The sequence below is a fragment of the uncultured Gelidibacter sp. genome (genome assembly GCF_947500795.1).
GTDB lineage: Bacteria > Bacteroidota > Bacteroidia > Flavobacteriales > Flavobacteriaceae > Gelidibacter.
The window spans coordinates 1-12,846 of sequence record NZ_CANMTE010000002.1 but is presented as its reverse complement, the minus strand read 5'-3'; the positions used below and the strand labels follow the sequence as shown (position 1 = coordinate 12,846).

Annotated in this window: 12 protein-coding genes; 6 read left to right on the top strand and 6 right to left on the bottom strand. The window is 36.7% G+C overall.

Annotated elements, in window-relative coordinates:
• Positions 1–8: 8 nt before the first annotated feature.
• The 5 genes from Q0947_RS05270 (at position 9) to Q0947_RS05250 (ending at position 7,536) form a co-directional block, all read left to right on the top strand.
• Positions 9–794 (top strand): DUF3108 domain-containing protein, encoded by a 786-nt coding sequence (locus tag Q0947_RS05270; protein WP_299392981.1) that lies wholly within the window; start codon positions 9–11, stop codon positions 792–794.
• Between the two features lie 6 nt (positions 795–800).
• Positions 801–1,733: a tryptophan 2,3-dioxygenase family protein gene (locus tag Q0947_RS05265; protein ID WP_299392977.1), complete on the top strand. Its 933-nt coding sequence runs from the start codon at positions 801–803 to the stop codon at positions 1,731–1,733.
• A gap of 15 nt (positions 1,734–1,748) precedes the next feature.
• A complete protein-coding gene (locus Q0947_RS05260) occupies positions 1,749–3,029 on the top strand; it encodes a peptidoglycan DD-metalloendopeptidase family protein (RefSeq protein ID WP_299392972.1) in 1,281 nt (426 codons plus the stop codon).
• A 3-nt stretch (positions 3,030–3,032) separates the two neighbouring features.
• Complete coding sequence (gene pgi / locus Q0947_RS05255; protein WP_299392969.1) at positions 3,033–4,679, top strand: glucose-6-phosphate isomerase; 1,647 nt, start codon at positions 3,033–3,035, stop codon at positions 4,677–4,679.
• Between the two features lie 166 nt (positions 4,680–4,845).
• Positions 4,846–7,536 (top strand): carboxypeptidase-like regulatory domain-containing protein, encoded by a 2,691-nt coding sequence (locus Q0947_RS05250; protein WP_299392965.1) that lies wholly within the window; start codon positions 4,846–4,848, stop codon positions 7,534–7,536.
• Between the two features lie 594 nt (positions 7,537–8,130).
• Here the strand turns inward: Q0947_RS05250 and Q0947_RS05245 are convergent.
• From Q0947_RS05245 to rplM, 6 genes are all read right to left on the bottom strand, one after another.
• A complete protein-coding gene (locus Q0947_RS05245; RefSeq protein ID WP_366915495.1) occupies positions 8,131–8,394 on the bottom strand; it encodes a hypothetical protein in 264 nt (87 codons plus the stop codon).
• A 151-nt stretch (positions 8,395–8,545) separates the two neighbouring features.
• Complete coding sequence (locus tag Q0947_RS05240; RefSeq protein WP_299392956.1) at positions 8,546–8,794, bottom strand: DUF6364 family protein; 249 nt, start codon at positions 8,792–8,794, stop codon at positions 8,546–8,548.
• A 307-nt stretch (positions 8,795–9,101) separates the two neighbouring features.
• Positions 9,102–10,067: a translation elongation factor Ts gene (tsf, locus tag Q0947_RS05235; RefSeq protein ID WP_299392953.1), complete on the bottom strand. Its 966-nt coding sequence runs from the start codon at positions 10,065–10,067 to the stop codon at positions 9,102–9,104.
• A gap of 92 nt (positions 10,068–10,159) precedes the next feature.
• Positions 10,160–10,936 (bottom strand): 30S ribosomal protein S2, encoded by a 777-nt coding sequence (rpsB, locus tag Q0947_RS05230; RefSeq protein WP_299392948.1) that lies wholly within the window; start codon positions 10,934–10,936, stop codon positions 10,160–10,162.
• 193 nt (positions 10,937–11,129) lie between these two features.
• Positions 11,130–11,516, bottom strand: a complete 387-nt coding sequence (rpsI, locus tag Q0947_RS05225) for a 30S ribosomal protein S9 (RefSeq protein WP_299392944.1) — start codon at positions 11,514–11,516, stop codon at positions 11,130–11,132.
• Positions 11,516–11,971 carry a 50S ribosomal protein L13 gene (rplM, locus tag Q0947_RS05220; protein WP_299392939.1) on the bottom strand — a complete coding sequence of 152 codons (456 nt, stop codon included), beginning with the start codon at positions 11,969–11,971 and terminating at the stop codon, positions 11,516–11,518. The genes rpsI and rplM overlap by 1 nt, the downstream gene beginning before the upstream one ends.
• 592 nt (positions 11,972–12,563) lie before the next feature.
• Between rplM and Q0947_RS05215 the strand changes: the two genes are divergently transcribed.
• Positions 12,564–12,846, top strand: a 283-nt coding sequence (locus tag Q0947_RS05215) for a hypothetical protein (protein WP_299392935.1), incomplete at its 3' end; no start/stop codon positions are given.

The following is a 12,846-nucleotide window of genomic DNA, read 5'->3' as shown; positions in this document are numbered from 1 at the left end:
TCAGAGATATGAAAAAATTTACATTGATCATTGCGTTATTCTTCGTAGTCCTCGGCGCCTCAGCTCAACAAAAACAGGAAAAAAATGCCTTTGAGGCAGGTGAATGGTTCAAATTCAAAATGAGTTATAGTGGCTTTCTGAAAGCAGGTAATGCCACTTTGGAAGTCAAAGAAGCCCGATTGAATGGAAAGGACGTCTACCATGTGGTAGGCAAAGGCTGGACTTCGGGAGCCATCAAATGGTTTTTTAAGGTTAAAGACCGTTATGAATCCTATTTTGATAAAAACACGGGCTTGCCATATAAATTCATCAGGGATATTGATGAAGGCGGGCACACCAAAGATCTTGAAGTTGAATTTGATCATAATGCGGGTTTAGCCCACGTTAATAACAAGAAGGAGAAGACCAAAGCGTCTTATTCCATCGAGAAGAACGTCCAAGATATGGTCTCGGCGTTTTACTATCTCAGAAATAACTACAATACCAACTCTATTAAAGAAGGGGATGTGGTGAGCCTAAATATGTTCTTTGATGAAGAAAATTATAATTTCCGACTCAAATTTTTAGGCAGGGAAGAGCTTAATACGGCCTTCGGAACGATAAAAACATTAAAATTCAGACCTTATGTAATGGCAGGTCGTGTGTTTAAAGAGAAAGAGAGTTTGACCTTATGGGTCAGCGCTGACGACAATAAAATTCCATTACGCATACAAGCCGATTTGGCTGTAGGTTCTTTGAGAGCCGATTTAGAAGCTTTTAAAGGCTTAAAACATTCATTTAAAGTACAATTTTAAAAACTAATGTCCAACCCACAAGATTTCGATCCTATTTTAAAGGAACTGCAGGATAAATATGCTGCTATAAACCAAGATACCCACACGTATTTAGAAGGCTTACTCCACAGTAAGCCTATTACGTATTGGGACTATATTCAAACCGATGCGCTGTTGAATTTACAGGTGCAGAGAACCACGCTTCCTGATGAGATGGTCTTTATTGCATATCATCAAATCAATGAGCTGTTGTTTAAGATGATTCTTTGGGAAATATCACAAGTGTCCGAAAATGATGCTATTACCACCGCGTTTTTTGAATCGAAATTAATGCGCATCAGCAGGTATTTTGATATGTTGACAACCTCCTTCAATATCATGAGAGAAGGAATGGATGTGGAACAGTACATGAAGTTTAGAAGCACCTTAACACCTGCCAGCGGATTTCAGAGTGCGCAATACCGATTGATCGAATTTGCATCTACAGAATTGATTAATTTGATAGATTATCGCTTCCGCAAAGACATTGATCGCAATACTTCGTACACTCATGCGTTTGAACATTTGTATTGGCAAGCCGCAGGGAAAGATTATCAAACGGGAAAGAAATCTATTTTGCTGGTCAATTTTGAAAAGCGCTATAAAGATGAGTTTTTAAGATTTATGGAAGCCCATAATACTAAAAACTTATGGACCAAATTTAAAGAGCTTCCTGAAGCCGATCAGAAAAATGAGGAATTGGTAAAGGCGATGCGTCATTATGATTATACCGTAAATGTAACTTGGGTGATGGCACATTACAATGCCGCAAAGCATTATATAGAAAGCGGTTCTGGTGATGGGGAAGCCACAGGCGGAAGCGATTGGAAAAAATATATGCATCCTAAATACCAAAGACGCATATTTTTTCCGGAACTTTGGAGCGAAAATGAATTAGAAAATTGGGGGACGGACCTGTAAAAAATGTAGTAGTTAATGTATCTAAAAAGTGTAGTAGTAGCCTTATTGTTGGGAGTGGTGATGTGGTCGTGTAAAAACGAGGAAGAAATTAATAAAACACCTTTTCAAGCCTATATAAAACCTGTTGAAATTAGAGAGTTCGGATTTAATCTTAATGATTATATCGTAAAACGAGACACGATCCGTTCTGGAGATAGTTTCGGAACCATTTTGCAGCGTAATAATTTAACCTATCCAAAAATTTATCAGATAGCGGAGAGTGCGAAAGATTCGTACGATATCCGTAAACTTCAAATTGGTAAGCCTTATACCATGCTGTTTTCTAAAGACAGTTTGCAAACGCCGCAGTGTTTTATTTATCAGGAGAATAATGTCGATTATGTAGTGATCCACTTTGCGGATTCTATTGTAACCTACAAAGAGAAAAAACCGGTCACTATTGTTACCAAAGAGGCTTCCGGTGAAATTAACGGGAGTTTGTCGGTGACTATGGATGCCCAAGGCTTGCCACAGAGTTTGATTGGTGAAATGGCCGATATTTATGCTTGGACCATCAACTTCTGGAAACTTCAAAAAGGCGATAAATTTAAGATCATCTACAAACAACGCTATATTGAAGATTCCATCTATGCAGGATTGGATGGGATTGAAGCGGCGTATTTTCAACATAAAGGGGAAGATTTTTATGCCTTTAAATTTGAAACCGATTCTATCACTAAAAAAGGCGATTTCTTTGATGATAAGGCTAAAAGTTTAAAACGTGCCTTCTTAAAAGCGCCGGTAAATTTTGGTCGCATCTCTTCGCGTTACAATTTAAATAGACGTATAGCTTATTACGGTTACGCATTAAGACCTCATAAAGGAACCGATTTTGCAGCGCCAATCGGGACACCAATTTTAGCCACCGCCAACGGAACGGTAGTAGAATCGACCCAAAAAGGGGGGAATGGGAAATACGTGAAAATTAAACACAGTGACACGTACAGCACGCAGTACCTACATATGCGAAATCAAGCTGTTAAAAAAGGGCAGTATGTAAAACAAGGCGATGTTATTGGCTATGTTGGGATGACAGGAAATACTGGAGGCCCTCACGTATGCTATCGTTTTTGGAAAAATGGACAGCAAGTAGATCCGTTTAAGGAAAAACTGCCAACATCAGAATCGATTCCAAACCATTTGGTTGTTAAGTACAAAGATTACATCAAACCTTTAAAAATACAATTGGATAAAATCCCGTATCAATATCAAAATGAAACAACGATAGAGCAGGGATATTCAATCACAAAAAAATAACACATGGCGCTACCTAAAATCAACCCTACACATACTAAAGCTTGGGCTAAACTTCAAGAACATTATAAAAGTATCAAGGATGTGCATATGACCCAGTGGTTTTCTGAAAATGAAAATCGTGCGTCAGACATGACCATTCAGTGGGAAGATTTTTATGTGGACTATTCTAAAAATAGAATGGACGCCAAAACCCTAGACTTGTTGTTGGAGTTGGCTGAAGAAACGGAATTAAAGTCGGCTATCGATAAACAATTCCAAGGAGATGTCATCAATGAAACTGAAGGCAGGGAAGTATTGCACACGGCTTTAAGAAGTCCGAAGTCTGCAAAAATCATGGTAGAAGGTCAGGACATTATGCCTGAAATCCATGAGGTAAAAGCAAAAATCAAAGACTTTTCGGCAAGTGTGGTTGATGGTACAAAAAAAGGCTACACCAATAAAGCCTTTACAGATGTTGTAAATATTGGTATTGGCGGGTCTGATTTAGGTCCGGCGATGGTAGTCGATGCGCTACAGTATTACAAGAATCAACTGACGACGCATTTTGTGAGCAATGTGGATGGCGATCATGTGAACGAGGTGCTTAAAAAGCTAAATCCTGAAACCACATTATTTGTCATAGTTTCCAAAACATTTACGACCCAAGAAACCTTATCTAACGCGAATACCATTAAAGCATGGTTTTTAAAATCGGCTTCAGAGGCTGATATTGCCAAGCATTTTGTGGCCGTTTCAACCAATATAGAGAATGTCAAAAACTTCGGGATTGACGAAAACAATATTTTCCCAATGTGGAATTGGGTGGGTGGACGTTTCTCCTTATGGAGTGCAGTAGGCTTATCCATTAGTTTGGCGGTAGGCTATGACAATTTTGATGCTTTGTTAGCAGGTGCCCATGATATGGATGAGCACTTTAAGACAGAAGATCTTAAAACAAACCTTCCTGTTGTACTGGCATTAATCGGTATTTGGTACACTAATTTTTTCGAATCTGAAAGTGAAGCCGTTATTGGGTATTCGCAATATTTAAACCAGTTTGCGACTTATCTGCAACAAGCCAATATGGAAAGTAATGGCAAAAGTGTGGACAGAAACGGGGGGAAGGTAACCTACCAAACGGGGAATATTGTTTGGGGAGAGCCGGGAACCAATTCACAACATGCCTTTTTTCAGTTAATCCATCAAGGTACTAAATTGATTCCTGCTGATTTTATAGGTTTTGCCAAGTCATTACATGGCAATGCCGATCATCAAGATAAGCTGATGTCCAACTTTATTGCGCAAACTGAAGCGCTCTTAAATGGCAAATCAGAAGAAGTTATTAACAAGGAATTTGAAAATCAAGGTGTTAGTGAAGCGGTAGCTAAACAACTTAGACCTTTTAAAGTTTTTGAAGGCAATAAGCCAACAAATACTATTTTAATTAATCAATTGACTCCTAAAAGTTTAGGAAAATTGATAGCGCTTTACGAGCACAAAATCTTCGTGCAAGGCGTGATATGGAACGTTTACAGTTATGACCAATTTGGAGTGGAGCTCGGAAAGCAGCTTGCCACCAAAATTTTAAATGAATTCGATACACATGATGAAATTATCAATCATGATAGTTCTACAATGAATTTGTTGTCATATTATAAGAAATTTAGGTAAAAACTGTTAAGAACTTTCGTGTAGCTTCATTCTGATAGCGAAGTTTTTAATGTTAAAATCTGTTAAATTCGTGGTGTTAAATATTTCTTAACCTTTTCGTATTATTAAATCATAATAATACTGTAATTTTGCGCGAAATTTAAAATCTAATTTTTAAACGTTAAAAATGAAAAAATTTACTCAATTCTTAATGATGTCTGTTGCGATGTTATTTGCTACAGCAGCTTTTTCTCAAAGCACGGTAAAGGGGAAGATTATGGATGCGGACATGAACGCACCACTTCCAGGAGCCAACGTTGTTGAAAAAGGTACAACAAACGGAACCACCACAAACTTTGATGGGGAGTTCACTTTAACTACGCAAGCAAGTTCTGGTAGTTTAGTAATTTCTTACGTAGGTTTCGGTTCAAAAACTATTACGTTCACAAGTGGTCAAGACTTAGGAACAATCAACTTATTAACAGATAACTCATTAGATGAGGTTGTTATTGTTGGTTCTGGTCTTATCGATTTAGCTGATGACAGAAAAACGCCAATCGCAGTTTCTACGATTAGAGCTTCTGAAATTCAAGCTAAAGTTGGTACTAGTGATGTTACTGCTACGTTGGTGAACACACCTTCTGTATATGTTGCAGGACAATCAAGCGGATTTGGAGATTCAAGAATCTCTGTTCGTGGTTTTGAGCAAGATAATACTGCATTCTTATTGAACGGGCAACCAATCAACGGAATGGAAGATGGTAAAATGTACTGGTCTAACTGGTCAGGTATGTCTGATATTGCTAGCGCAATTCAAATTCAGCGTGGTTTAGGTTCTTCTAAATTAGCGATTTCATCTGTTGGTGGAACAGTTAACTTTGTAACTAAAGCAACTGATAGAAGACAAGGTGGATTTATCCAAACTGGTGTTGCAAATGACAACTACTTCAAATCTACAGTAGGTTATAACAGCGGAATGACAGAATCAGGATGGGGTGTAAGTGCAATGTTGACACACTGGCAAGGTGATGGTTACAACCACGGTACTTTTGGTGAAGGTCAAAACTACTTCGTATCTGTTGGATACAAAGCAAATGACAACCATAACTTCAACTTCTTGATTACTGGTGCACCACAACAACACGATCAAAACTTCTCAAAAAGTATTGCAACGTATTTACAACGTGGAAGAAAATTCAACGATAACTACGGTTATTTAGATGGTCAGTATTTAAGTGAAAGAACTAACTACTACCACAAACCAGTAGCTAACTTAAACTGGGACTGGTCAATCAATGACAACACTTCATTATCTACTGTACTATACGCTTCTTGGGGCCGTGGTGGTGGAACAGGTAACTACGGAAGAAGTGCTTACAAACTTAAAGATTCTGAAACTGGTTTAATCGACTATGATGCCATTGCTGCAAGCAATAGAAACATTGGAACTGGAAGTTTTTCTGATGGCGGGTATTTATTACGTGCATCTGCAAACAACCATAACTGGTACGGTTTCGTAACTAACTTTGAAACAGAACTTGCTGAAAACTTAACGTTAAACGCAGGTATCGATTTAAGAACTTACTACGGTACACACTACAGACAAGTAGTTAACTTTGTAGGATTAGACGGATGGCAAGAAAGTGTTAACTTAAGAGGTGCTGATCACCAAAGAAATAACGCTAACAATGTATTGAGAAATATCGATACAAATTATAAAATCGAGCCATGGTACGCAACTTTCAATACTGCTGCTGAAGATCAAAGAATCAACTATGACTATAGCGAAAGAATCAACTACGGTGGTGCATTTACTCAAGTAGAGTATGCTAATGATGGTTTTTCAGCATTCTTCCAAGGATCTGTATCTAACCAAAGCCATGAGCGTGAAGATCGTTTTGATTACTTAACTCAGTTTAAAGATGCTGAAAAAGTAACTAATTTTGGTTACAACTTAAAAACTGGAGGTAGCGTATTACTTAACGAAGATAACTCTATCTACGTAAACGCTGGTTACTACTCTCGTCAACCATACCACGATAACATTTACTTGAACTTTACTAACCAAGTAAACCCATTAACTGAGAATGAGAAAATCTTAGGATTGGAAGCTGGTTATGCATTTAAGAGCCAATTCTTTACTGCAAACTTAAACGCTTACAGAACGTCTTGGAAAGATAGAGTAACAAGTTCTTCAAGAATCTTAACAAGAGATACTGATTATGAAGGAACTGTTGTTCCTGCAGGAACTGAAGTATTTATCACTAACGAAAGTGTTGAACAATTACACCAAGGTATTGAGTTGGATGTTGTTGCAAAACCATTTGAAAAATTAGATATTAAAGGATTCGCTTCTTTTGGTAACTGGGAATATGTTGGTGACGCAGTAACAACTACAAGAAACGACAACCGTGTTGTGTTGGCTAAAGAATCACAAGATGTTGACGGTGGTAAAGTTGGAGATGCTGCTCAATTTACAGTTGGTTTAGGTCTTGACTACGAAATCTTAGAGCGTTTCTCTATTGATGCTGACTATAGAATGTATGATAAATTATACGCTAATGTTGGTGCAGTTAAAAACAACGTAGAATTACCTTCTTATGACATTATGGATGCTGGTATCTCTTACAAAATGCTTTTAGGTAAAGAGAAAACTAATTCTTTAGTGATGAGATTAAACGTGAACAACGTATTTGGAGAAGTTTATCTTTCTGAATTAAGATCTAACATTCAGGTAACTGATAATGTTGATCCACGTGATCCATCTAAAGGGACTTACGTATCAAATAACAGAGTTTACGAAGGTGTTGCTGATGGTAACCAAGGATACTTCGGTTGGGGTAGAACTTGGAACTTTAGCTTACGTTACAACTTCTAAGCAAAGTTTTAAATATATATAACACTCTTAGGAGGTTATTATAAAGTAGAAAGCGTCCATCAATTTGATGGACGTTTTTTTTATGCACTATTTTGAAATTTTTATAGACGGCCGATTTTGCTGCCACGAAGATTAAAGCGGCTCTAAAAGTTGATCAAAGGTCGTTTTTCAAGCATTTTTAAGAGGTTTACAAGACACTTAATGATGCTTAGGAATACTTGAGTGATAGAATTATTTGAAGCGTTGAAATGGCGCATTTTTAACTTTGGGGAGCTTCGCGATTGCTGGGTGATATACCGATAAAGAAGAGGATTTAGAAATGATGACAATAGAATGGGGAGTCGTTCCTAATTGAGCATGTATAAAAAGGTTTATAAGCGATGTGATTGCTTGTGCTATATCTTTTGAAGCCCAATATCAATTGGCGGAGAGAAGCTTTCTAAAACGGTTTAAAACAGGTCAGATTGAGGGGAAGGCGGCGTAGGTATGATTAAACTAAACTAATTGTCGATTATCGTTACGTATGCGCCATTATCAGGGTAAAGCGATTGTTATTGTTTTCCATGAACAAATCTATTTCCTTAATACTACAAGTTAATTCTTAATCAAACTTTTTAAGAATTCGTCGGCAGTCATCACCGGCAGAAGCGATTTTTTGAAATCTTTTCCATTCCGAGTAATGATGATTTCACAATCTGATTCGGTGGCGCTGAAATATTGTAGCGCATCTTCAAAATCCTTTATTGATGAATTGAGTCCTTTTTCAATAGTTTGTTCGTCAAGTGAACATACTTCACTCAATATTTTAAACTTACGAAGTTTTTCTCTGGCAATTTTTGGACTTTCAAATTTTGAAATAAAGTAATTTACTGTGGCAAACGAAATTGGAGAAACAACAATAGTCAGTTTGTATCCGCTAATGTGGCAATTTTAGCGATTGCATCATAAAAGGGTTCCCGTTCACCCAAGAAATCCAACATGACAGTTGTGTCTCTAAACAACCGCTTTTTTATTTGTATTTTTTCATCAGATGTTCCCCGTATGCTCCCTTATAATCCAAGTTACTTGGTGTTTTAGTGCCTGTAGAAATGCTTTTCACAAAGGGTGAGATTTCAAAATCAGAAGTTATCTTTTCTGAAACCAGAGATTGCAAGTAAGCTTCGATAATACGGGATAGGCTCAATTGTTTATTTGAAGCATATATTTTTGCCTTTTTAATAATTTCTTGATTTAATTTTAAAGTGAGTTTTGCGTCCATGTCAGGTTCTAATTATACGTATTAATATAATTATTTTATAAGTACCGTTATTATGATTGTGCTTTTTTTATGATAATTATATCCTCTTAGGAAGGGTTGGCGTTATACAATTACCAGGATAATGCCATAGTTGCTGTTTTCTTCCAGCAAACCAATCCACCATCCATTCTAGTATTATCAATCGTTCAAAACAAGCATACAAAACAAAAAGCCCCTACCTCAATAAGAATGAAGTCGGGGCTTTTGTAATAAAAGATTAGCTTGCGCTTAACCTAAAAGGTTTCCTGCCGTCGCAGGAATGAGTTGATTATCCTAAAGATACACGTTTAAAGTCAGTAACTTTAACATCGCCGTAAGAAGCAACATACTTCTCAACATTCATCTTTTCGTCTTTAATAAACGTTTGGTCCAATAAACATTTTTCTTGATCTAACGTTGTGTTGTCAGCAATAAAACGCTCCATTTTACCAGGAAGGATTCTGTCCCAGATTTGCTCTGGTTTACCTTCAGCTTTCAATTCAGCTTTCGCATCTTCTTCAGCTTGAGCTAAAACTTCAGGAGTTAATTGAGACATAGAGATGTATTTAGGTACATTTTTAAGCGTTTTTCCTAAACGTACTAATTCTTCATTGTCTTTCTCAATAACAGCAATTCTTGCTTCAGTTTCTGATGCTACGAATGCAGGATCAAAATCTTTGTAAGATAATGTAGTAGCACCCATAGAAGCTACTTGCATAGCTACATCTTTCGCTAACGTTTCAACGTTGTCAACTTTAGAAGAGAAACCAACTAAAGCAGCAATTTTATTGATATGAACGTAAGCACCAACATAAGGAGCTTCCAATCTTTCAAAAGCGTTTAAATCAATTTTCTCACCAATAACACCAGTTTGCTCAATCAATTTCTCAGCAACCGTCATTCCACCAAAATCAGAAGCTAAAACTTCTTCTTTAGTAGTACAGTTAAGAGCAATATCAGCAATATCATTAGCTAGGGCGATGAAAGACTCGTTTTTACCAACAAAGTCAGTCTCACAACCAACAACAATAGCAACACCAACAGTGTTGTCATCGTTCAATTTAGCAACAGCAGCACCTTCAGAAGATTCTCTGTCCGCTCTTTTTTCAGCAACTTTCTGACCTTTTTTACGCAATACATCAATTGCTTTATCAAAATCACCTTCGGCTTCAACCAAAGCTTTTTTACAGTCCATCATTCCTGCACCTGTAGCTTGTCTTAATTTGTTAACGTCTGCAGCTGTTATTTTTGTCATAATTTCTAAGTGTATTTATTAAAAAAAGTCGTTCGATTTATTTTCAGCAAAGAAAAGAAACAAACGACTTTAAGATATTGTATAATATTTAATTATTCTTCTTCGTCAGCGGCAACTTTCTTAGTAGCTGCTTTCTTTTCAGTTTTCTCTACAGTCGTATCATCTTTATCAGTTTTGTCTGATTTACGCTCAGATAAACCGTCTGCAATTGCAGAAGTTACGATAGATAAAACTTTGTCAATAGATTTTGAAGCATCGTCATTCGCAGGAATTACGTAGTCTACTTGACGTGGATCAGAATTCGTATCCACCATTGCAAAGATTGGAATGTTTAATTTCTGGGCTTCTCTAATAGCAATGTGTTCACGTTTAATGTCCACTACAAATAAAGCACCTGGCAAACGGGTCATGTCAGAAATTGAACCTAAGTTTTTCTCTAACTTAGCTCTTAAACGGTCAACTTGTAAACGTTCTTTCTTAGACAATGTTAAGAATGTACCATCTTTTTTCATTCTATCAATAGAAGCCATTTTCTTAACCGCTTTTCTGATAGTAATAAAGTTAGTTAACATTCCACCTGGCCATCTTTCAGTGATGTAAGGCATAGTTACAGCACCTGCTTTTTCAGCAACGATGTCTTTAGCTTGTTTTTTTGTAGCTACAAATAAAATTTTCTTTCCTGAAGCTGCAATTTTTTTAAGGGCTTCTGAAGTTTCCTCAATTTTAGCAGCTGTTTTGTAAAGATTGATGATATGGATGCCATTACGCTCCATATAAATGTAAGGAGCCATGTTTGGATCCCATTTTCTTGTCAAGTGACCAAAGTGTACACCTGCTTCAAGTAATTCTTTTACTTCTACTTTTTCCATTTTGTAATAGTTTACGTTCTGTTGAATTAGCAATGATAAAGTGGTTGCATTTTGCGCGCCTTTACCATTTAGATGCTAAACTAAACCCTCACACCGCGGTGTGATAGACAACATTAACTGGGTTAAATTTTGTTTTTAAAAAACTTGATTGGAAATATAGTTGAACATATTTCCAATCGAGTTGGTAATAAGATTAACGCTTAGAGAATTGAAATTTCTTACGAGCTTTCTTCTGACCGAATTTCTTACGTTCAACCATTCTTGGGTCTCTAGTCAACAATCCTTCTGGTTTCAGAATGCCTCTGTTATCAGCATCAACCTCACACATTGCGCGAGAAATAGCTAAACGGATTGCTTCTGCCTGACCAGTAATACCACCTCCATATACATTTACTGTAATATCAAAGTTGCTTTCATTGTTAGTCATGACTAAAGGTTGGTTTACCTTGTACTGCAAAGTAGCAGTAGGAAAATAGACCGCCATGTCTTTTTTATTAATTGTTATGTTCCCAGAACCTTGAGACACATAAGCGCGAGCAACAGCCGTCTTTCTACGGCCAATTTTGTGAATTACTTCCATTACTTGAATTCGTTTAAGTTAATTGTTTTAGGTTTTTGAGCAGCATGTGTGTGCTCAGCACCTACAACAACGTTTAGGTTGCGGAATAAATCTGCACCTAATTTGTTTTTAGGGAGCATCCCTTTTACTGATTTTTCTACTACTCTAGCCGGATCTTTTCCGAATAGCTCCATAGCAGATAAACTTTTTTGACCACCTGGATATCCTGTGTGACGAATGTAAGTTTTATCGTTCCACTTGTTTCCTGTTAAGTTGATTTTTTCAGAGTTGATAACAATGACGTTATCTCCGCAATCAACATGTGGTGTGAAGTTAGGTTTGTGTTTGCCTCTTAAAAGTTTTGCAACTTTAGAAGCTAAACGACCTAGTGTTTGCCCTTCAGCGTCAACCAAAACCCACTGCTTATCAACAGTAGCTTTGTTAGCTGAAATCGTTTTGTAGCTTAATGTATTCACACTAATTAATTTTTATAAGTCACGCCATAAGCGCAACTGGTTAAACATTCCTCTCATAAAAAGAGTTTGCAAATTTACGATAATCTATGTGATTACCAAATAGTATGCACCGAATTTTGTTGATAAAATTACTGTGGCTCAGATTCTTTCAGTTTTTGGAATGCTTTTTAACAGTTTTAGACCGTTTGCGTAGGGCGAACCCCTCAAAATCAAAATCTTAAGGATTTGGTAGGTTTTGGTGTTTCCATCCTTATTTGAGGTGGGATTTTTGAAAGGGGATTGAGGTTATTAACATTTATTTGGGGTGGGGAGGTAGTTAATGGACATCATTATAATGCAATTATCCAACTGAAAGTTTAGCCGCATCTTTCCATAAATAATGAGGCATTGGTTCTTGAAGTTCCCAATTTATGCTCATAGGTTTTGCTCCTTTATAATCTTTGAGCTCACCTTCTAAAATTTAGTCATCATATTATAGGATAGGAAATTTCTCTTCAGATTAGTTAGATTTACAGTTTATAAGTGTAATATAATCAGTCAATTAATGTTTAATTTTGCTATCTTTAGGAGTGAAATCTTAAAACTATATTATATGGCTTTTAATGCACTAGAAGAAGAAAAGCTCAGACATCCAAATTACAAAATAATGGACTTAAGTCCTAATAGCCTTAAAGTTGAATTGAATTCTTGGTGTCGTGAGGATTTAATAGAGTGGTTAGTGTGGAATGATAGGAATGGTGTTTATAGAGATGAAGAATCCTTAAGTGAAATAGGTAATATTTTAGAAAAGGATGAAGCTGGCTATTTCGGAGTGATGGTGCCACGTGTTTCGGTCAAACCGTGCCACTTTGAAAGATACTGCAATTATATAAAAT

Bases quoted from the DNA above. Each gene is read 5' to 3' on its own strand.
- Q0947_RS05270 (WP_299392981.1), top strand. From the start codon at position 9: ATGAAAAAATTTACATTGATCATTGCGTTATTCTTCGTAGTCCTCGGC.
- Q0947_RS05250 (WP_299392965.1), top strand. From the start codon at position 4,846: ATGAAAAAATTTACTCAATTCTTAATGATGTCTGTTGCGATGTTATTT.
- Q0947_RS05260 (WP_299392972.1), top strand. From the start codon at position 1,749: ATGTATCTAAAAAGTGTAGTAGTAGCCTTATTGTTGGGAGTGGTGATG.
- pgi (WP_299392969.1), top strand. From the start codon at position 3,033: ATGGCGCTACCTAAAATCAACCCTACACATACTAAAGCTTGGGCTAAA.
- Q0947_RS05265 (WP_299392977.1), top strand. From the start codon at position 801: ATGTCCAACCCACAAGATTTCGATCCTATTTTAAAGGAACTGCAGGAT.
- tsf (WP_299392953.1), bottom strand. From the start codon at position 10,067: ATGACAAAAATAACAGCTGCAGACGTTAACAAATTAAGACAAGCTACA.
- Q0947_RS05240 (WP_299392956.1), bottom strand. From the start codon at position 8,794: ATGGACGCAAAACTCACTTTAAAATTAAATCAAGAAATTATTAAAAAG.
- rpsB (WP_299392948.1), bottom strand. From the start codon at position 10,936: ATGGAAAAAGTAGAAGTAAAAGAATTACTTGAAGCAGGTGTACACTTT.
- rpsI (WP_299392944.1), bottom strand. From the start codon at position 11,516: ATGGAAGTAATTCACAAAATTGGCCGTAGAAAGACGGCTGTTGCTCGC.